The organism is Acetobacter syzygii (genome assembly GCF_000964225.1).
Lineage (GTDB): Bacteria > Pseudomonadota > Alphaproteobacteria > Acetobacterales > Acetobacteraceae > Acetobacter > Acetobacter syzygii.
Map to the genome: position 1 here is coordinate 36,801 of NZ_BAMZ01000027.1, position 20,578 is coordinate 57,378.

Below are 20,578 nucleotides of genomic sequence, written 5' to 3' on the forward strand. Positions count from 1 at the left end.
CACTTCTATTCTAGCAGAGCTGCGTTTACATCCGGTTCCGTAGTGTGCCTAAAATCGCAAAAGGACTGTTGTTTTGGGCATTTTGCAGAGATTTGCGCAAAGCTGGTCGTGATTGGTGCTGTTTTCTTTTTTCTGCGCGTCGTGTTGGTAAAACCATAAAAGGGGCAGGGGGGCCAGCATGTGTGTGGGGTAAGGGGGCTGGGGATTGCAGGCGGATTCCAAGCCCTCTGAGCACATCTGGCAGGTCTTTTTTGCTTACGCCAAGGTGGGATGCGAGCGAAAAAGGGAGTGGTTTGGGGGTGCGGGCACATAATGCGTGCATATCCTGCACAATGTTGCTGGCGATATCGACTCGAATCAAAAGGCCATGGCTGGCCACCCAACCCACGTTGCGCAGGAGTTCCTGCGCGGGTTGCGGCAGAGGAGCGGTCAGCCGCATGGAAACAGCGCCCTCTGGTGGCAGGGGAGTGGGGGGCAGAGCCTTGTAAAGGCGCAGGAGCAGGCTGCGGAGCGCCATGGCCTGTGGTTTGAGCAAGGGTGTGCAAAAAACCAGAGGGCCGTGGAGTCGTATTGCCTGCCGGCGTAGGAATTCCGCCTCTTTGGGAGGGAGCGAGGGCGGAGCAGCCAGGGTAACAACGCCCCCATTCTCCATAACGCTGTGCACAATCCCGCGCAGGAGCGGATGGTTGGCTACGGCCTGTTCGGCACGGAACAGGGGGGCAAGAGTTTGCTGCAACAGGGTGTTCAGGAATTCCGTCAGCCGTTGGCGTATTTTGCTTTTGTGGGCTGTGTCCAAAAACTCGGCATCTTCAACATGAATAACCGGGTGCAGAACGCTCTCCCCTTTGCGTAAATGCGCAATCTGTTCGCCTAACCACAGAATATGGCCTGTCTGCTGGTTCAGCGTTATTGTGCTTTCTGGTGTTTGCAAAAAACGGGCAACAAGGCGCGGGATCTCGCTGCGTGCCGCGCGGCGTGCGGCTTTGAGAATAAGAGTCTGGTCAGAACGGGCGGCTTCGGGGTCTGGCACAAAGGTAAAGCCGCGCATGTGGCCCACATCGTGCCCTTCCACCCGCACATCGCCGGATTTGCTAATGGCGCATAGCAGCGGGGTCCCATCGGCCTCCTCCAGCCTGCGGGCCAGACTGGCTGCGCGCTTGTCTACAAATCGGCTTGCCAGCCTCTCATGCAGGGCATCGGACAGGGTATCTTCCAGCATTCGGGTGTGGCGTTGCCAGTGCTCTGCATTTTCCACCCATTCCGGGTGGGCAGAAACATAAGACCATGTGCGAATGCCCATCAGGCGGTGCATCAGGTCTTCTATTTCGCCGCCTGTATGCTCCAGATTGGCAAGGCGGTTTTTGAGCCATGAGGATGGCAGACGGCCATCTTTTGCCAGAATGCTAAAGAGTTGGCCGCATAGGCGGATATGGCTGTCTATTCCCAGTTTACGAAAATCAGGAATCTGGCAGATTTCCCATAACAGACGGGTATGGTCGGGTGTTGTGGCGAGGGTACGGACAGCGGGTGTCTGCATAAGAGCGCTGAGTGTTTGCATGTCCGATGCAGGCTCGGCGGGTCTTAGGCTAGGGTGTGGGGTTTTCTGGCACAGGCTGTCATACAGGGCCTGAGGGGAGGCAAAGCTGAGCTTGCTGCTCCGCCACCATAAAAAGGAAAGAGGTTCGAATTTATGGGTTTCAATGGCTTCGGCCATTGCCTCAGGTAAAGAGGGGCACTCCCCGGTTGTGCCAAAGGTACCATCCCGCGTGCCGCGGCCTGCCCGGCCTGCGATCTGGGCAATTTCAGCCGGGGCCAGCATACGGTGCCGCTGGCCATCAAACTTGGAAAGACCAGCAAACGCCACATGATCGATTGTCATGTTCAGACCCATGCCAATGGCATCGGTCGCGACAAGGTAGTCCACCTCCCGGTTCTGGTAGAGAGCGACCTGTGCATTACGGGTGCGGGGGGAAAGCTGCCCCATGACCACCGCACACCCACCACGTTTGCGGCGGATAAGCTCGGCAATGGCGTACACCTCGGCCATGGAAAAAGCGACAATGGCAGTCCGTGGTGGCAGGCGGGACAGACGCGTATGCCCCGTATAGCCCAGACTGGACAAACGGGGGCGTGTTTCTATCTCTATGCCCCGGATCAGCGCCTTCATGAGGGGGGCAATCGTATCTGCACCGAGGAACAGGGTCTCGGATAATCCCCGTGCGTTTAACAGGCGGTCGGTAAAGATATGACCGCGCTCGGGGTCCGCGCAAAGCTGGATTTCGTCCACGGCTATAAAGTCCACCGGGCGGCTCATGGGCATGGCTTCCACCGTGCATGAAAACCAGCGGGCCTGAGGGGGAATAATTTTTTCTTCCCCCGTAATCAGCGCAACCGACCGGACGCCTTTCAGGCGCACCATGCGCTCATAATTCTCACGTGCCAGCAAGCGTAGGGGAAAACCGATAATACCGGAGGAGTGAGCAAGCATCCGCTCAAGTGCCAGATGCGTTTTTCCCGTGTTGGTCGGGCCCAGAATAGCCCGTACAGGGGCCTGATCTTCAAGGGGGGAGGTGCGCAGGGCAGGTGTCATCTGGCGGCTAGAAACCTTCATGCCGCATATGGTCCGCTGCCCGGCACCGAAAAGCAAGATGGCAATGTGCATGGGCTCCCCGTTGCATGATGGAAAAGGGAGGCGCAGGGTGCGCTCAGTAAGGAGGAATGCCATGCCCGTTCATGATCTGGATTGCCTGAGTGTTGCACGCAGGCGGAAGACCCTTTGCACCGTTTACGCCGTGCGTGCGGGTGAACGAGAGACATGGGTGGCTATGGCGGGGGAGGCCGCGGTTACTTTTGCCGAGCAGTGCGGCTTTGGCGGTCAGCCGGGGCAACTGGTCATGGCGCCTGCTCCGGCAGGTCAGGTGCAGGCATTATTTGGTCTGCCAGCCCGGAATGAGCGTGACCCTTTTGTGTTTGGCAAACTGGCTGTGGACCTGCCCGCTGGGGAGTGGACCGTACAGGTGCCACAGGATGTGGCGCGTGATGATGTTATTTTGGGATTCTGCCTGGGCGCATATCGCTACAGCCTGAAAACAGGCGATAAGGATGCTGCGCGTCCGCGTTTGGTTGTGACGGCAGGGGAGCGCAAGGGGCTGGCAGCACAGACTGCACGGTCGATCTGCTTTGCGCGAGACCTGATCAACATGCCCGCCAATCTGCTTGGGCCTTCAGACCTTGCGCGCGAAGCCAAGGCGGTACTTCGCCCATTGGGTGCGGACGTGGAGGTTATCAAAGGGGCTGCACTGGATGAGGCTTACCCTCTGCTGGCGCATGTGGGGAATGGGTCTGACCGTAGCCCACGCGTTGTGGTGGCACGGTGGAGTGGTTCTGGTGCAGGCAAGGATGCCCCGCTTGTATCCCTGGTTGGTAAAGGCGTGTGTTTTGATAGCGGGGGGTATGACCTCAAACCCTCCAGCGGCATGTTGCGCATGAAAAAGGATATGGGAGGGGCGGCAACCGTACTGGCTCTGGCGCATCTGGTTATGGTGCAGGATTTGCCAGTACGTCTGGAACTGCGTCTGGGCTGTGTGGAAAACAGTGTTTCTGGTCATGCCATGCGGCCTTTGGATGTTATTCGCAGCCGTGCAGGACTTACAGTGGAAATTGGCAATACGGATGCCGAGGGGCGGCTGGTGCTGAGTGATCTGCTGTCCGAGGCAGGTGAAAGCCAGCCTGACCTGCTGCTGGATGTGGCCACACTGACCGGGGCTGCCCGTGTAGCCCTGGGGCCAGACCTGCCTGCCCTGTTCTGTAACCATGATTCCACGGCCGATCTGTTTGCAAAGGCGGCTGCGCGTGAGGCGGACCCCCTCTGGCGTCTGCCACTATGGCGAGGGTATGCGGGCTGGCTCAAAAGTACTGTGGCAGACCTGAATAATATTGCCTCCCGCCCTATGGCAGGGGCCATTACTGCCGGTCTGTTTTTGGAACATTTTGTAAAACCAGACCAGCGTTGGGTGCATGTCGATAGCTATGCGTGGAACGATTCAGGCCGACCGGGCCGACCAGAAGGTGGCGATATCCCAGGGTTTCGCACACTTTTTAGTGTAATCCGTTCTCTTTGTGCAACGAATGACACGAAAAAGACTTAAAGACGATACAGGAAGAAGAAGCGTAATAATTTTTTGTTACAACGCTTTAAAATTTCGTTTCGGTGTCTATATAAAGCCCATCAGATTCATTCCGGTTTGAATATGGGCCGGAAAAACATCGCCGGGCGGGTCATCTCCGTGGCCCCCGGCAAACAAGAAAGTTGGATGTCATGGCACAGGCCGCAGAAAAGGCAGAGGATCTGGTCAAGACCCTGCGGGATACCATTGTTGCACTCGTGCGTGGGGAAGGGCCGGACCTGTCCGCCCGTCAGCTCGCTGTGTTCCTGACCTGCTATCTGGAAGAAAGCGGGCATACGGTGCGTGGTCTGGCCGCAAGCCTGAACGTGTCCAAGCCTGCCATTACCCGTGCGCTTGATCGCCTGAGCGAGCTGGATCTGGCCCGCCGTAAGGTGGACCCGCTGGACCGCCGTTCCGTTCTGGTGCAGCGCACCCCTAAGGGAGCCGCTTACCTGAAGGAAATCCGCTCCATTATGGGAACAACCATGCAGGATGCTGCACAGAACACGCAGCCGGAAGAAAAGGTGGCAACAGTGCGCCGCCTCCGCCGTGTCGCTGCGGCCTGATAAAGCGCTTTTCTTTAGTTTTTAAAGCACAGAAGTTGCCGTGTGGTGCCCGTGGACTGTTTTTACAAATGGTCGCAGGGGTGCCACCGGCAACTTTTTTGCGTTTGGGGCGTTGTTTTCTTTAACCGTGTCAGAAATGACAGAGAGATAAAGGAAACCATTCCATGCGTTTTTCTTCTGTTGTTGCCGCTGCTGCTCTGGCAGTGTCGTTCGGGGCTGTGTCTGCTGCTCATGCGGCTGATGCGTTGGGCGCCCCGACTGCCAAAATTACCCTTACCGCCAAGTCCGCCGATATTGGGGTGGGCTATACGTGGGGTGAGGGCAAACTGACGTATGGTGGCAAATCTCACACGTTTTCCATTACCGGCGGAACCATTGCTGCGGTTGGTTTTTCCAAAATCGAGGGGACTGGTACGGTCTACAATCTGCACCGCCTGAAGGATTTTGATGGTACTTATGCCGCTGCTCATGGGGAAGCCACGCTGGGTCAGGGACTGGGCGGAGCAGTGCTGGAAAACAAGAATGGGGTGCGGATTAAAATTGAAACCATCTCGCAGGGGGCAAGGCTTGCCGGTTCCGCGCAGGGGTTGACGTTTACACTGAAATAAAAAGCCGCTGTGTGCAGGCGCCGTGTGGATTTACCACCGGCCCACCTGCTGTTTGTGGGCGCGTAGCACGGTTAGGGCAGTCCATGCCAACTGGGGCAGCATAAGCAGGGTTATTCCGCTTATGCTGCCCCAGATGTTTGTAGCGGATGCAACCAGACAGGCTATGGCTCCACCCCATATGGTCATGCTCCATTCCAGCATGGAAACAGCGGGAACGGGGACAGCACTGCGGTGGAGGATCTGGTACAGATGGCCTCTATGGGCCTGAATGAGCGAATCGCCCATATATTTACGCCGTACAAGAGTAAAAGCCACGTCATAGATCAGGGGGAACAGCAGGGCTGGCCCAAGCAGCCATCCTGTAGGCTGAGTTGTGTGTGCCGCAATATACAGCGCGGCTGTGCCAGCCAGCAGCCCGCAACCCTGACTGCCAACATCGCCCAGAAAAATACGGGCATGGGGGAAGTTGAACGGCAGAAAACCCATAAGGCAGCTTGCCAGCAGCAGGGCTGGCAAAACAAGTTCCGGGACACCCATAAATGGGGCCGCAACAGCCAAGGCAAGGGCCGCACAGCATAGGCAGCCCGCAATAAGGCCGTTTAGCCCATCCATGAAGTTGATGGCGTTGGTAATAAAAATCAGCCAGAGGAGGGACAGGGCAGCACCTGCCAGTGGTGTTGGCCAGCTCAGGCTGACGCCTCCACCCACGATCAGGCCTGCGGCAACGACCTGTGCGGTAAATTTGATCAATGGAGACCATTGATAAAGGTCATCCAGCCAGGAAACACCACATAAGAGCAGCAGAGCGCAAAAGGTCATCAGGTATGAGAAAGAAAGAACCTGCTGACCTGCCAGAATTTGCACAATAGGAAAAAACAGCCCGAACGCGACCATAACTCCGATTCCGCCGCCCTTGGGTGTGGGTACGGCGTGGGCGCTGCGGTGAACCGGATGGTCCAGAACGGCCAGCCCGATCATGTGCCGCACAAGTAAGGCTGATAATCCACCCGCACAGAGCAGGCTGGAAAAAACCAAAGCAGAGGAAAAAAAAGACATGAAAAGGGCGGTTGTCCAGTTAGGCTGCTTCTAGGATGTCTGGTGCTAGGCTATAGGTGCAAGATCATGGTATCGCAACGCTCTCGGCTCCAGCATTATTATCCAAGGTTTCGGCCATTGAACAGAATCGCTGTCAATGTTCTGCTGGATGGCGCCTTGGCGGCTCTGGCGGCTCCTCTGGCACGGTGGCTGGCGGCCCCGCAGGATGGTCTGCTGCACCCTTTGTGGTTTTTGGCGGGGGGAGGCATCTCACTGATAGTGAGCGGGCTGCCGTTTAGAATACCGCAGCAATACTGGCGGTTTTCCGGTGTTTCTGACCTGCTGGGTATTGCTGGTGCATCTGTTGCCAGCGCGTTCCTGTTTTCCATAGGGCTGGTGTGTGCCGGGTTCCCCCTGCCAAGCGTGACTTTTCCCATTATTTACGCGCTTGTTTTGCTTGTTCTGCTGGGTGGATTGCGTGTGTCCTACCGTCTGGCGCACAGGCTGGCTGCGCGGCAGGCAAACCAGCAACGTGTGGTTCTGATCGGGGCGGATACGGTGGCCGACCTGTACCTTCGGGCGCTGGAGCGGAGCCGGGATACAAATATCCGCATTGTTGGGCTGGTGGGGCAGGGCACGCACCAGGTCGGCCGACGGATTCAGAACGTGCCCATACTGGGGCATGTAGACGAGATATCCCTTATTCTGGAACGCATGAGCAAGGCCGGAACCCTGCCTGAAGCACTGGTTATTACCGATGCCGGCTTCAGGGGGCGTGCACTCGGTCAGGTGCTCAATGTTGCGGCAGATTACGGCATTTCCGTTCTGAGAACCCCGGTGATGACGGACCTAACCCCTGCTGATCAGGTGCAGTTACGGCCGATCCCTCTTGAGGATCTGCTGAACCGTCCGCAGGTTCCGCTGGATCATGCCGGTATGGAACGTCTGATCCGTAACCGCACTGTGCTGGTAACTGGAGCGGGGGGGACTATTGGTTCCGAACTGGTGCGCCAGATAGCCCGGCTGGGTCCGGCGTGCCTTGTTCTGCTTGATCACGGGGAGTTTGAACTGTGGCAGATTGATGTGGAGCTGGCGGATTGTGTGCCGGATATTCCACGCAGGATGGTGGTGGCTGATGTAAGGGATGAAGCGCGGATTGAGGCTGTTATGGCCCACTTCAAGCCCGAGCTGGTGTTCCATGCGGCAGCCCTTAAACATGTGCCAATTGTGGAAACCAACCCGGCTGAAGGTCTGCTGACCAACGTACATGGCACGCGCGTGGTGGCCGATGCCGCTGCACGGCATGGTGCCGCCGCCATGATTGTGATTTCGACCGACAAGGCGGTTAATCCATCCAGCCTTATGGGAGCGTCCAAGCGAGCGGCGGAAATGTACTGTCAGGCACTGGATATTCAGGCCCGCGCATCCGGGCAGGCTCATGCCATGCGCTGCATTACTGTTCGTTTTGGTAATGTTCTGGGCTCTACCGGGTCGGTTGTTCCGCTCTTCCGGCGGCAACTGGAGCGGGGGGGGCCGCTTACGGTTACACACCCGGAAATGCGCCGCTACTTTATGACCGTGCCCGAGGCGGTAGGGCTTGTGTTGCAGGCCAGTGTGCGCGGCACAGCCGGTAAGCTGGCGACAGGTACGGATGACCTGTTACGCCACGGTGGTATTTTTGTGCTGGATATGGGCGAGCCGGTTAAAATTGTTGATCTGGCCCGGCAGATGGTGCGGCTGGCAGGCCTTAAGCCGGACGAAGATGTGGCTATTCACTTTACTGGCCTGCGTGCGGGAGAAAAACTGTACGAGGAACTGTTCCACGGGCGTGAAGCGCCGGTACCAACCGATGCACCGGGGCTGCTGATGGCAACTCCCCGTGTGGTTGAACTGGCGGACGTACGCGCCGCCGTGGACCAGATTACAACATATGCCCGCAATGGCGATGTGCAGGCTGCCCTGCAGACTCTGGTCTTGCTGGTGCCTGAGTTCGACCATAACCCCAATGGGGAGGTCCGGGCTCTGGCTCCGACTGGTGCAAAACCTTCCGGTGTTGTACAGGATGAACAGATAATGGCCGATGGTACGGAGCAAATGGCACCATGAGCAGTTCAGACAACAGGCCCATTGCATTTCTCGATCTTGCAGCCCAGCAGAAGCGGATAGAACCCGTTTTGCGCCAACGCCTGGAAGCCGTGCTGGCCCATTGCCGGTTTGTGATGGGGCCAGAGGTTGGAGAGCTGGAAGAGCGTCTGGCAGCATGGTGTGGTGCGCGTGAATGCGTAGGCGTTTCCTCCGGAACGGATGCTCTTCAGATTGTCATGATGGCAGAAGGCATAGGCCGGGGCGATGCCGTGTTTTTACCCGCCTTTACGTACACAGCTACGGCGGAAGTGCCATTGGTGCTGGGTGCTACACCCGTTTTTGTAGATGTTGATCCAAAGACATTTCAGATTGATCCATCCCACCTGCGCAGCCGTATTCAGGCTGTAAAGGCAGCGGGTAAACTGCGGCCAAAAGCCATTGTTGGGGTTGATCTGTTTGGTCAACCCGCCCCATGGCCAGAGCTGCGGGCTATTGCTGCAGAGGAGGGGCTGTTCCTTATGGCTGACTGTGCTCAGTCCTTTGGGGCAGAACTGGCTGGCAAGCCGCTTGGGTGTGAGGCAACTGCTACCACCCTGTCCTTTTTCCCATCCAAGCCCTTGGGCGGGTATGGAGATGGCGGCGCAATTCTGACGGATGACCCCGAACGTGCCGCACTCTACCGTTCCTTGCGCACGCATGGTGAAGGCACAAGCCGGTATGAAGTGCTGCGGACTGGCATGAACGGTCGGCTGGATACGTTGCAGGCGGCAGTGCTGCTGGCCAAGCTGGAAAACTTTAAGGATGAACTGGCACGGCGGGATGCCATAGCAGCACAGTATGATGCCGGGTTGGCTGGTTGTGTGCAGGTGCCTGTGCGTGTGGCGGATAGCCGGAGTGCCTGGGCTATTTATGCCATTCTGCTCAAGGATGCAGCCGAACGGGATGCCCTTCAGACCCGGTTGAAGGATAAGGGTGTGCCTTCAGCCATTTACTACCCTCTGCCGTTGCATAAACAGCCAGCTTACCGCGACCACCATGATGGGGCAGCGCTCCCGGTCTCCGAAGATCTGGCCCAGCGTATTTTGGCATTGCCGATCCATCCAGAACTGACAAATGAAGATGTAGCGCGCGTGATTGCCGCAGTAAGAGGGTAAGAAAGAAGAAAACTATGCGGAAAGAAACAGCGTTTATTATTGGTTTTCTGGTTTTGACTGTTAGTACATCGGTCGCGATCTGGACCTTTGCCCTTCCTAACTTCAAACCTGTTTCGTTTCCGCAGGTTGTTAGTGGTGTTATTGATGTGGGACCAATGCACCACCAGCGTCCGCTGGATAAGGATGAAGTGGCGGATCTGAATAAATGGCTTTCTGCGCATAAGTCTGGTTGGGGGCCGCTCAGCCGTACCCCGCCATCTTCTGGGGATTCGCACATTTTTCTCAAGGATGAACAGGGTAAGGATGTGCTGACCCTGACGTTATGGACAGGTATTAGTGCTGCGGACTGGAATGCAACCGTATTTGTGGAATCCCCCGATGGCTCATGGGTCCGCTCGGAAACATTCCCTAATAAAGAGTTCGCACCTTTGCGGATGATGGTGGATCGTTATCCGTTTAAACATTCCAGTTTTCCTTAAGTATTTGTGAAATGTGTAATATTGATATATTTATACCATTTCAGTTAGAAAACGAATAAATATCATAAGGCCAGCGTATCTGGTTTTTCCCGGCAGGTATTTGTGGGTCATGCAAATATCTAGCCGGGAGTGTAAAATCTGTAAAAAAATCGATAATTTGTAAAATTTCAGGGGATTTTAGAATGAGTCGTCCTTATTTATAGGGATAAAAAACGCATTCCATTTGGTGGATATGTATGAAAATCAAATTAAATATGTTTTTTAATGCATAATTACTTATTATTTTTTAATATTTTCCAAAATTATTATGTATTTTTAAAATTTTACTGGATATTTTATAAGGTGTATAAAAGAAATAGAAAAAATATTTCTCTATTTTATCGGCCTGTTTCAATATAAAACAGATATCAAGAGTTGCTCTTGCACCTGCCTCGGAGATTATGTTCAGTTCTTTGTAAACTGCTCGTGATGAGTTATTGTTGACCATAATATACGCAGAGGTTTTTTGAACAAATCCTATGCTGCGTTACGGTAGGATATAGGAGATGGTCATGGGTTTCCCTCTTGTAGACGCGGTCCTTGCGAATGTTCCCAGTCAATCCTCCAGTGATGCGTGTGATATTTCTGGTCTGAGAGTCGCGGTGCAGGAACCGGATCTGAAGTATAAAGAATTTGATAATCTCGCTACTCTGCCGGATGTAGAGCCGCCTGTTGGCCGGAAGGAAAAAGCTGCTCCCAAACCAGCAGTTACACCGTCTAACAAAGATGCTCTTGCGGACATATTGGCTTCGGTCGAAACAGAGCCCCCTGTAGAGCCGGAGGTTCGTCAAAAACCCGTTAATCCGCCTTTGCGAATGGCTAAACCGAGCGATGTAAAAACAAAGCCGGAACAACAGTCCTTGCGGGACGTTTTTGCGTTTCTGGCAGGAAAGCAGGACAAGCCCCAGCCTGTTTCCAGTCTGTCTGATATTTTCCGTTAAGTGGTCAAATGTTCGTTCGGCACTTTATGATAGAGTATTTTGCATGCCCTTGATTTGTTGTGTTTCACCAAAAGGGGGCGTGGGTAAAACCATGATCGCGGCTAATCTGGCTGCCGGTTTGGCCAAAAACCGACACCTTGAGGTGATTGCCGTTGATCTTGACCCGCAAAATATGCTCCGTCTCCACCTTGGTGGCGATGTGGCGGATGGGCATGGTTTTGTAAAGTCGGTCGGGAATATAGAATCCTGGGGTGGCGCGCTCAAAGAAGACAGCAATAGTGGCGTGATCATCTTACCGTATGGTCAGCTTTCATCGGGGAAAAGTATTAAAAAAGATAGTGTTATACGACAAAAGCCGGAACTGCTCTGGAAGCCGCTGGTCAGGATGGCTGCATCTCCGGGCATGGTGGTCGTGGTGGATACGCCTCCGGGGCCATCGGTTATGTTACAAGCTATTTTGCCCCATGTGGATTTGCTACTGACTGTTCTGGCCGCAGATGCCGCATCGGCTGTTCTGTATTCCAATATTGCGACTGGAAAAATCTATTCGGAAGTGCGTAATGTACGCCGAGGTTATGTTTTAAATCAGTTTGATCCCATGACCCGACTGGGGCGTATTATCTGCTCTGGGCTGGCAGAAAAAATTGGTGATTCTCTGTTTGGCATCGTGCATCGTGATGAGTATGTGGGAGAGGCGCTGGCCATGCAGCAGCCTGTTGCAGACTATGCTCCCCTCTCACGTGCTGCCATTGATCTGAATAACCTTTCTGATCGTGTCAGTCGTTATCTGGAATCACTTACATGAAATTGTCTGATCGGCTGAACAGTCTGTTCCGTGTTGATCAGAATGTTCATAAAATTGTTCCTCTTTTTATTCTATTTTTATCTGTCATCAGTTTTTTTATTGTTACCCTGTCTTTTCTGTCTGCTGGCGGGCAGCTCATTGTTGGCGTTGCAGGGATTGTTGTTTTTTTTCTTCTTAATCGCCGTAAGGATGAGACAGCAACACTGTATTTGAAGATTCTTTCACTCGCTGTGTCATCTCGCTATCTGCTCTGGCGCATGATTGACACGCTGGTTTTTCAAACAACCTTTCAGGCTGTTCTGGGCATCATTCTTATTCTGGCAGAAGCTTATGCTTTTATGATGCTGCTGTTGATTTATTTTCAAACAGTGCATCCGCTGGAAAGAAAACCCGCTCCCTTGCCAGATAATTCCGACGACTGGCCAACGGTTGATGTTTACATTCCAACGTATAACGAAGATCTGAGTATTGTAAGGGTTACGGCACTTGCCTGTGCATCCATGGATTGGCCACCTGATAAGCTGAACGTTTTTATTCTGGATGACGGTCACCGTGTGGAGTTCCAGCATTTTGCGGAGGCCGCAGGTATTGGCTACATTAGCCGAGCCGATAATGCCCATGCCAAAGCCGGGAATCTGAACCACGCTCTCCAGCTGACAGATGGAGAACTGATTGCCATTTTTGACTGTGATCACGTTCCGTGCCGGGCGTTTTTACAAACGACGCTGGGGTGGTTTGTGGCAGATTCAAAAATCGCTCTGTTACAAACGCCACATCATTTTTATTCGCCCGATCCGTTTCAGAGAAATCTGGCGAATGGTATGCGGGTTCCTCCCGAAGGCAACAGCTTTTATGGCCTGCTGCAACCGGGCAATGACTTCTGGAATGCGTCATTTTTCTGTGGTTCATGTGCGGTTATTCGTCGCACCGCCCTTTTGGAAGTTGGTGGGATTGCAACGGAGACCGTAACAGAGGATGCGCACACAGCTCTCAAGCTGCAACGGCGTGGCTGGTCCACTGCGTATCTGAGCCTGCCTCTGGCTGCGGGGCTGGCAACGGAGCGGCTGATCCTGCATATTGGTCAAAGAATGCGCTGGGCGCGTGGAATGATCCAGATTTTACGTACCGATAACCCATTCTCAGGGCCGGGATTAAGACTTCCGCAAAGGATCTGCTATTTTTCGGCTATGGCCGGATTTTTGTTTGCAATCCCCCGGTTGGTTTTTTTAACGTCTCCCCTATGTTTTCTGGTTTTTAACCAGACGCTTATTGCGGCATCGCCCATGGCGCTCTGTGCCTATGTCATACCGCACTTTTTCCACTGTATCTGCACATCGGCCCGTATGAATGGGAGCTGGCGCTATTCATTCTGGGGTGAAATATACGAAACAACGCTGGCAACCTTTTTGGTGCGCGTCACACTGGTAACAATCCTTTTTCCCAAACTGGGCAAGTTTAACGTTACGGACAAAGGTGGAACAATCAAACAGGCTTATCTGGACTGGCAGGCTGTTTATCCCAACGTTATTCTAAGCGGGTTTTTGTTTATGGGCATGTTATACGGCTTTTACCGGCTGTTCATGTTCCATAACTCACAGGTTGTCTTTAATGCGCTGTGGCTGAACGAAGTCTGGATTGCCATTAGTCTTCTTACGCTTCTGCTGGCTATTGCTGTGGGGCATGAATCCCGTCAGGTCCGTGGTAAAGCGCGTATTCAGGTCCGGCTGCCAGTAACGCTGCGTTCCGAAGGAGGGCGGCTGCTTCCAACCCAGATTATGGATGTGTCCACAGGGGGCTGCCAGGTTGAAATTGCCGAAAGCACGGTCGATGAGTGGCAAAAAGGTCAGATCGTCCATGTCCTGACGGAAGAGGGGCGACTGAAGGGCGAGATTGTATGGGTTGGCAAGCGTTCAATCGGGCTGGATTGGCGTTATGATTCCCTGAGGCATGAGGCTGAGGTCGTCCGGTTTGTTTTTGGGCGGGCAGATGCTTGGGTGGACTGGGGGCGTTACCCGCCAGACCGGCCATTGCGGAGCCTGTGGCTTGCATTAACCAGTATAACAAGCCTGTTCCGGTTTGAGAAAAATCCTGGTGCAGTCAACCAAAAACTTCCACCAGTAAAACCGATGGCTCCGCCGCGTAGTCTGCCTGGCGGCAAAAAAAAGCAGGAAAGAAACGCCGTGATTGTCGCTCCCAAGAAAAAAGCAGCGACATTCTGTTTTTTTCTCCTTGGTATCATGCTTCCCGCCTCTTCCTGGGCACAGCAGGCTGCGGATGCTTCGCCCGTGCCGCAACCGGCTGCTCAAGCCGTCGCAGCACCTCCAGCGGGTGTTCCACCACAGGATGGAGAGCCGCCACTCCCCACATCCGATGCAACGGCTCCAGCGACACCAGACCAGCCCTCGCAAACGCAGGGCCTAACCCTTGGTACGCCAATAACAGATGCCGCACCGGCTATGGTTGGGGTGCATAAAAAAAGCTGGACCCTTAAAGAGCTGGGCGCAGGAGATACTCTGATGATGACGCCTTTTGCGTCTATTCAGGGTTTGTCATTCGGGCTGCCAAAGGCGAGCTTGTGACCGATGCAGAGCTTGTGCTCTCTGGTGCATTGTCTCCCGCTTTGTTGCCGAATGTGAGCAGCATTACGATCCGGCTGAACAACCAGTACGTGGGAACAATACCGGTAACGCCGGGTAAATCTGCATTCGGTCCAATAAAATTTGCTGTTAACCCATTCTTTTTTCTTTCAAAGAATGTTGTCAACTTTACCTTTGCAGGCCAGTACACAGCCACATGTGGGAACGAGATAAGCCCCGTTCTATGGGGGCAAATTTCCGGGCAGTCACAACTGTCCATTACAACGGCCCCATTGCCACCCAAGCGTTATTTGTCTGCTCTGCCTTCGCCTTTTTTGGATACAGATGCGGTTGACCGCAGTGTTGTACCGTTTGTGTTGCCTGAGCAGGTTGCATCGGGGAATGTTAATGGCCGTATTCTGCTTAAATCTGCGGGTATCGTAGCATCGTGGTTTGGCAAACAGGCGGATATCCACCACGTAACCTTCCCTGTTTCGTATCATGTAGCGGAAACAGGGAATGCTGTTGTGGTCGGGACAGCCGCAAACTTGCCAGATAATCTGGGAAAAAGCCTGACCATAGCCGGACCTCTTGTTGCGGAGCTTGCTAATCCATCCGACAGTAATGGAACCTTGCTGGTTATTACCGGACGCACTGCAACGGAAGTTCTGCAAGCAGCGAACACATTGGCTTACACTTCCAACAGTTTTGGCGATCTGTCTCAGGTTGGGGGAGCAGACATATCGCTTTCTCCTCGTCAGCCATACGATGCGCCAGCTTTTTTGCCAACGGATAGGGTTGTACGGTTTGGGGAGCTGGTTAGCCAGAGCGCTCTAACCGGGCATGGGTATGTGCCAGGAACACTGGCCATTCCTTTCCGCATGGCACCAGATTTATATACGTGGCGCGGGCGACCGTTTTCTTCGAGCTTCAGCTTTCATCCACCCTTGGCGGATAATCTGGATCTCAAGCATTCGCGTGTGGATGTGAGTTTGAACGGGATTTATCTCAGCAGTTTTCCCTGGTCACAATATGAAAAATTACCTGCGTGGCTGAGGTATTTCCTGCCTGAGCGTTCGACAGTTCAGAAACATCACGTCGAATTGCCAGTCTGGGCTGTTTATGGCCAGAACGAACTGGATTTTTATTTTGATGGACGCCCCATGGCGCGGCGGGACTGTAGCGCCATGGCACAGGATATTTCTTTGGAGCTGGACCCGGATTCCACACTGGATATGCGGCGTGCTTACCATCTGGCGGTTATGCCTAATCTGGCACTTTTTGCTAATAGTGGCTTTCCGTTTACCAGAATGGCGGATTTGTCCGAAACAGCGATTGTTCTGCCAGACCATGCTGGAACAGGTGTGCTCACAACGTATCTGGATGTTGCCGGGCTGTTAGGGTCTTATACGTGGCTCCCTATATCTGGTGTGGAAGTGGTTTCTGTTCATGATGTGGCAACCGTCAAGGACAGGGACATTATGATGATTGGTCTGGCAGCGGGTGGTATGCAAACGCCCAGCCAGGCAGCAGAACTGCTCAAAGGGTCGCCTTACCAGATTGAAGGGGGGCGGCTCAGGTTAAAAGAGCGCAGCGTACTCGATGGTATCCGTTATATGTTTGCGGATAACGCCTTACAGGGTGCACAGACTGTAACTTTTCAGGGGAGTGTTTCCCTGAGTGGTGGTGGTGCCCTTATTGGTACGGAGTCCCCCTTTGCAAAAGGACGCTCGGTTGTTGTTCTTGTTGCAGGAATGCCGCAAGGGCTGGATAATGTGATTAACACCATTGAAAACCCTACGCTTGAAAGAGGGATTCAAGGTGATCTTACTTTTGTTTCCGGGCATAAAACCATTGCTTCGCGGAGTGGAACAACGTTTACAGTTGGTAATGCTCCATTCTGGATTTGGAGTGACTGGTATTTTAGTGAACATCCCTGGCGTATTCTTATGCTGGCAGGCTTAGGTATTCTGGGTAGCGGAAGTGTATTGCGAAAAATGTTGGCAGCCCGGGCCGCCAAACGGCGTTCATATTTGAAGAAGAATGAAGGGGGCGAGTAGTCACCAGAATGAGGCGTTTAGCAGCGATAAAACTTGGGGTGACGGGGGTTGCGGCATTTGTCGTGCCTGTTGCTGTCTATGCCCAGTCGCTGGAAACGGCTCCCTCTTCTGCGGTTGATGTGGGGACTCTGCTGCTCCAGAAGGCACAATACTGGCACGATCATTACGAAATGGATCAGGCATGGCAGACTCTGGCTCAGGCTGCTCATCTGGCGCCTGATAATCCGCATGTACTGGAACTGCAGGGCTTGTGGGCGCATGAGGGGGGGGATGGTGCCGCTGCCGATGCCGCCCTGCAAACATTGACCCGGCGCTTTCCCGATGCGCCAGAAACACAAAGGTTGCAGGCAGCTCTTGCGCATGGGCATACGCAGGAAGTGGATGTTTCAAGCGCACGTAGTCTGGCCAAGGCGGGGGAGACAAGTGCTGCCGCCGCTGCGTACCGCAAGCTTTTTCCTAACGGTCCTCCACCAGCCTATGCTGTTGAATATTACGAAACCATGGCAGGTGCCGTTGGGTATAGGGATAAGGGGCGGCTTGGCCTTAAGCAGTTACTAGAACAGAATCCCAATAATATTGATGCACAAATAGCCTACGCACAGGTTTTGACCTGGCGACCCCTGACCCGGTTGGACGGGCTTCAGCGTTTACAGCAACTGGCGAATATTAAAGGTTTAACGGCTACGCAGCGGGATTCCATTGATCATGCGTGGAGTGAAACACTGCATTGGCTGGCGCCCACGCCGGAAAGTGTGCCAGCTTATGACGCATGGCTAAAAGTGCACCCACAGGATACGGAGATGCAGGCGGTTAGAGATCGCGCGATGGCAGCAGAGCCGGAGAGCGCCTTGATTAATCGTACGCAGGGATATCAGGCACTTTCCAACAATAATCTGCCTGATGCTGACAAATATTTTTCACAGGCGGTGGTTGATCGTCCTACCGATGTCGATGCCCTTGTGGGGCTTGGACTTGTTCGTATGCGGCAAAGTCGTATGCAGGAAGCCATCGATTTGTTTGAAAAAGCTACTAAAATTGACCCTCAGGGTTCAAGCCGATGGGCTTCGGCTTTGGCCGCGGCCAAAGTTGCGGGAACCTATGCGCGCATAAGGCCGCTTATGCAGGCAGGCAATTACGAAGCTGCTAAAAACGAAATTCAGCAGGCTTTAGCACTTGATCCCAAACAGGCAGGGCTTATTGCGCTCTCTGGCGATGTGGCAGTTAAAGAAAAAAATCCGCGTGAGGCAGAAGACCTTTACAGGCAGGCTCTTGCAATAGAACCGGAAAACGCAACGGCCTTGCAAGGGTTATATAGTCTGCTGCGAACATCTGGCAAAACAGCAGAACTTGCCGATGTTGAACGTCGGCTGCTTAAGATTTCGCCTAATTTTGGCAAGCAGATTGCGGTAGAAGATCTAAGACGGCAGATCGCGACGACCGCTAATCTGGACGAGAAAATAAACCTGCTGCGCAAAGCTGTTGGGGAAGAGCCGAGTAACCCATGGTTGCGGCTCAATCTGGCGCAATCGCTGGTAACCGCCGGGAATCAGGGGGAAGCTGCCGAGGTTATGGACCCGATTTTATTGGCGTCCAGGGCCGGTTCTCTGGCTAATGTGCAGGCTGGCATTTATTACGCCAATCAAGTTCACGATACCGCTTTGCTGGAGCGGTTGTTTAAAGTTTTGCCCCGTCAGGGTATGACAGCAGACATACGGCAGATTTCTGATCGTTTGAAATTTCAAAAACTGGTTGCTGCCGCACCAGATGATCCACAGGACGCCAGAATATATTTTAACCGTATTGCCCAGCAGGATAGCGAGGATACAAGCGGTGTTCATGGCCAGCTTATGGGGCAGGCACTTTTAAAACGTGGTGATGCAGCCGGAGCTGTTGGGCTGTTGACCGAAATGCTCCGGCGTGCCCGGGCGCCATCGGCACAGCAACGCATTGCTTACGCCGGGCTTATGCTGGAAGCGCAAAAACCAGCAGCTGCACGCCGGATTGTTGCATCCCTTGAAGGGGAGCAATTAACAGATGAACAGCAGACTTTTTTGAAAGGCATCAAGGACGGGCTTGCCATTCAGGCATCCGATAGGCTGAATGATGAAGGCCGGCGTGCAGAAGCCTATGATGCTCTGGCCCCGGCTTTGCAAACGGGCCAGTCGCCCGGTCAGCTTGCTCTCTCCCGTCTGTATCAGTCAGATCATAATGTCAAAAAAGCCCTGTCTATTACACGGGCTGTTCTGAATGAGAATCCGGATGATCTGGATGCGCGGTTGCAGGCCATTCGCCTGAGTGTTGAGCTTCATGATATTGGGCAGGCCAGGCAGGATCTGGATATGATGCGTGAACGTGCACCGTCCGATCCGCGTACATGGGTTGCAGGCTCGGTGGTTGCTAAAGCTGCAGGCAACTGGACCGAAGCCCTGAATAATCTGGCTCAGGCCCGTATGCTGCGGCTGGAAAGTGTGGGTACGCCCGTGGAGGTGGAAGATGGTGAAAATCCGTTCCGCCATGGGGTTTCTCAGGCTGGTGCTACCAAAACCACAGACCCGATGCTGGCTTCGATTGACCGGGAAATTGAGGTAACCGGTAAGGCTTATGCACCCTATCTGGATGTTGGGCCGGTGTTTAATACCCGCAGCGGATCGGGGCTTGGCAAACTGGCCAATGTGGAAGTGCCAATTCTGGGGTCCATGCAGGTGGGGGAAGGACGCCTGAATGCTTCACTCACCCCGGTCTCTCTTTCCGCCGGGGATGCGCCATCGCAATATTCAGGACATGATGCAGCGGGTGTGGCGCTGAATGCCGGATATGAGTGGAACTGGCTTAAAGGAGATGTGGGTACAACCCCGCTTGGTTTTGCTACTACGAATGTTGTCGCCGGTGTGCAGTTTTTCCCACAGATTACGGATAATCTGCATCTGAGCTTTTTAGCGGAGCGGCGTGCCTTAACGGATAGTGTGGTTGCCTATTCTGGCATGAAAAACAAAACCACTGGCAAAACATGGGGTGGCGTGATCAAAAATCATGTACACTTGCAACTAGCTTATGATGGCACGGGTTTTACCATTTATGGTGGTGGTGGGTATGCCTACCTGGATGGTCAGAACACCCGGTCGAACGAGGAGTATGAGGCCGGTGTGGGCGGTATGGTTACCGTGTACAAAAACCATAATCATGAAGTGCAGATTGGTTCAAACCTGACGTGGTTCCGGTTTGATAATAACCAGTATGTTTTTCCTGATCATACCTACCCGAGTAACAGCTATGGCTATGGCGGGTATTTCTCGCCCCAGTCTTTCTTTTCTGTCACTGTGCCCGTTACTTATACCGGTCAGATTGATAAGTGGATGTGGGATGTTGGTGGTCAGTTGGGTTACCAGAACTATCACTCACAGGCACTGCTTAATCTGGATGATACGTCCCAGCCTATTGGGGCGGCGCGTCCCACCAATCACCTGATTGGTGGCGCACATGGTAATTTCTCTTATCAGGTCTCTCCCGCTTTGCGTGTAGGTGCGAACTTCCAGTTCCAGAAGGCAGGGCCATGGAACCAGTTTATTGCCGGGCTGGCAGCACGCTACACTTTTCTGGATACCCAATGAAAGTTATCGGAATGTCACTGTTTTTGCACGAGCTGGCCCGTAGTTTTGATGCGCAGGTGGGAAGTGTAGGCCGCGACAGGTTCTTGCAGGATGTGGGGCGCCAGATGGCGGCCCGTCTGGGGCTGCCTCCATGCCAGACGCTTGAGATGCTGGAAATGGAGATGAACGCGGCTCTCGCTCTTCTGGAGTGGGGGCACGTTACTCTGGCGGTTGATACTTTGGATAAAAAGCTTGTGCTCCGGCACGGGGGACTGCCTCTTGTTGGCAGTATGGGAGACCCGCCGGGTTGGTGGCTGGTGCCGGCATTGGCTGGTCTTTATAGTGCATGGTTGGAACAGCAGCCGGATTCTCTTTCGGATGCACGCATGAACTGGTCCGTGGAGAAAAATTCAGAAGCGACCCATGTCGTTGTGTTGACTTATGGACATTAGAACTGTCACTTGCTTATCTGTAATA

The 20,578-nt window shown here is 53.7% G+C and carries 14 protein-coding genes; 12 read left to right on the top strand and 2 right to left on the bottom strand.

Features of this window, described 5'->3' with window-relative positions:
- Positions 1 to 25: 25 nt before the first annotated feature.
- Positions 26 to 2,611: a helicase-related protein gene (locus Absy_RS09995; RefSeq protein ID WP_052945751.1), complete on the bottom strand. Its 2,586-nt coding sequence runs from the start codon at positions 2,609 to 2,611 to the stop codon at positions 26 to 28.
- A gap of 112 nt (positions 2,612 to 2,723) precedes the next feature.
- Here Absy_RS09995 and Absy_RS10000 point away from each other — a divergent pair, with 112 nt between their 5' ends.
- The 3 genes from Absy_RS10000 (at position 2,724) to Absy_RS10010 (ending at position 5,340) form a co-directional block, all read left to right on the top strand.
- A complete protein-coding gene (locus Absy_RS10000; RefSeq protein WP_048854612.1) occupies positions 2,724 to 4,148 on the top strand; it encodes a leucyl aminopeptidase family protein in 1,425 nt (474 codons plus the stop codon).
- A gap of 170 nt (positions 4,149 to 4,318) precedes the next feature.
- A complete protein-coding gene (locus tag Absy_RS10005; protein WP_048854613.1) occupies positions 4,319 to 4,732 on the top strand; it encodes a MarR family transcriptional regulator in 414 nt (137 codons plus the stop codon).
- Positions 4,733 to 4,896: 164 nt separating this feature from the next.
- The gene (locus Absy_RS10010) at positions 4,897 to 5,340 is read left to right on the top strand and encodes a hypothetical protein (protein WP_048854614.1); all 444 of its coding nucleotides are present in this window, start codon (positions 4,897 to 4,899) and stop codon (positions 5,338 to 5,340) included.
- Between the two features lie 30 nt (positions 5,341 to 5,370).
- Here Absy_RS10010 and Absy_RS10015 read toward each other — a convergent pair whose 3' ends face one another.
- Complete coding sequence (locus Absy_RS10015) at positions 5,371 to 6,396, bottom strand: MraY family glycosyltransferase (protein WP_048854615.1); 1,026 nt, start codon at positions 6,394 to 6,396, stop codon at positions 5,371 to 5,373.
- Between the two features lie 66 nt (positions 6,397 to 6,462).
- Here Absy_RS10015 and Absy_RS10020 point away from each other — a divergent pair, with 66 nt between their 5' ends.
- From Absy_RS10020 to bcsD, 9 genes are all read left to right on the top strand, one after another.
- Entirely contained in the window at positions 6,463 to 8,481 is a 2,019-nt protein-coding gene (locus Absy_RS10020) for a polysaccharide biosynthesis protein (RefSeq protein ID WP_048854616.1), read from the top strand.
- Positions 8,478 to 9,614 (top strand): DegT/DnrJ/EryC1/StrS family aminotransferase, encoded by a 1,137-nt coding sequence (locus Absy_RS10025; protein WP_048854617.1) that lies wholly within the window; start codon positions 8,478 to 8,480, stop codon positions 9,612 to 9,614. The genes Absy_RS10020 and Absy_RS10025 overlap by 4 nt, the downstream gene beginning before the upstream one ends.
- A 14-nt stretch (positions 9,615 to 9,628) precedes the next feature.
- Positions 9,629 to 10,093: a hypothetical protein gene (locus Absy_RS10030; RefSeq protein ID WP_048854618.1), complete on the top strand. Its 465-nt coding sequence runs from the start codon at positions 9,629 to 9,631 to the stop codon at positions 10,091 to 10,093.
- Positions 10,094 to 10,644: 551 nt separating this feature from the next.
- Positions 10,645 to 11,073 (top strand): hypothetical protein, encoded by a 429-nt coding sequence (locus Absy_RS10035; protein ID WP_143221434.1) that lies wholly within the window; start codon positions 10,645 to 10,647, stop codon positions 11,071 to 11,073.
- Between the two features lie 43 nt (positions 11,074 to 11,116).
- Positions 11,117 to 11,878 (top strand): cellulose biosynthesis protein BcsQ, encoded by a 762-nt coding sequence (bcsQ, locus tag Absy_RS10040; protein WP_084597090.1) that lies wholly within the window; start codon positions 11,117 to 11,119, stop codon positions 11,876 to 11,878.
- A complete protein-coding gene (bcsA, locus tag Absy_RS10045) occupies positions 11,875 to 14,457 on the top strand; it encodes a UDP-forming cellulose synthase catalytic subunit (protein WP_084597092.1) in 2,583 nt (860 codons plus the stop codon). Before bcsQ ends, bcsA begins: the two co-directional genes overlap by 4 nt.
- Positions 14,454 to 16,514, top strand: a complete 2,061-nt coding sequence (locus Absy_RS10050; RefSeq protein ID WP_048854622.1) for a cellulose biosynthesis cyclic di-GMP-binding regulatory protein BcsB — start codon at positions 14,454 to 14,456, stop codon at positions 16,512 to 16,514. Before bcsA ends, Absy_RS10050 begins: the two co-directional genes overlap by 4 nt.
- Positions 16,515 to 16,522: 8 nt before the next feature.
- Entirely contained in the window at positions 16,523 to 20,122 is a 3,600-nt protein-coding gene (locus Absy_RS10055; RefSeq protein WP_048854623.1) for a cellulose synthase subunit BcsC-related outer membrane protein, read from the top strand.
- Entirely contained in the window at positions 20,119 to 20,553 is a 435-nt protein-coding gene (bcsD, locus tag Absy_RS10060; RefSeq protein WP_048854624.1) for a cellulose biosynthesis protein BcsD, read from the top strand. The genes Absy_RS10055 and bcsD overlap by 4 nt, the downstream gene beginning before the upstream one ends.
- Positions 20,554 to 20,578: the final 25 nt, after the last annotated feature.

Bases quoted from the DNA above. Each gene is read 5' to 3' on its own strand.
- Absy_RS09995 (WP_052945751.1), bottom strand. From the start codon at position 2,611: ATGAAGGTTTCTAGCCGCCAGATGACACCTGCCCTGCGCACCTCCCCC.
- Absy_RS10000 (WP_048854612.1), top strand. From the start codon at position 2,724: ATGCCCGTTCATGATCTGGATTGCCTGAGTGTTGCACGCAGGCGGAAG.
- Absy_RS10005 (WP_048854613.1), top strand. From the start codon at position 4,319: ATGGCACAGGCCGCAGAAAAGGCAGAGGATCTGGTCAAGACCCTGCGG.
- Absy_RS10010 (WP_048854614.1), top strand. From the start codon at position 4,897: ATGCGTTTTTCTTCTGTTGTTGCCGCTGCTGCTCTGGCAGTGTCGTTC.
- Absy_RS10015 (WP_048854615.1), bottom strand. From the start codon at position 6,396: ATGTCTTTTTTTTCCTCTGCTTTGGTTTTTTCCAGCCTGCTCTGTGCG.
- Absy_RS10020 (WP_048854616.1), top strand. From the start codon at position 6,463: ATGGTATCGCAACGCTCTCGGCTCCAGCATTATTATCCAAGGTTTCGG.
- Absy_RS10025 (WP_048854617.1), top strand. From the start codon at position 8,478: ATGAGCAGTTCAGACAACAGGCCCATTGCATTTCTCGATCTTGCAGCC.
- Absy_RS10030 (WP_048854618.1), top strand. From the start codon at position 9,629: ATGCGGAAAGAAACAGCGTTTATTATTGGTTTTCTGGTTTTGACTGTT.
- Absy_RS10035 (WP_143221434.1), top strand. From the start codon at position 10,645: ATGGGTTTCCCTCTTGTAGACGCGGTCCTTGCGAATGTTCCCAGTCAA.
- bcsQ (WP_084597090.1), top strand. From the start codon at position 11,117: ATGCCCTTGATTTGTTGTGTTTCACCAAAAGGGGGCGTGGGTAAAACC.
- bcsA (WP_084597092.1), top strand. From the start codon at position 11,875: ATGAAATTGTCTGATCGGCTGAACAGTCTGTTCCGTGTTGATCAGAAT.
- Absy_RS10055 (WP_048854623.1), top strand. From the start codon at position 16,523: ATGAGGCGTTTAGCAGCGATAAAACTTGGGGTGACGGGGGTTGCGGCA.
- bcsD (WP_048854624.1), top strand. From the start codon at position 20,119: ATGAAAGTTATCGGAATGTCACTGTTTTTGCACGAGCTGGCCCGTAGT.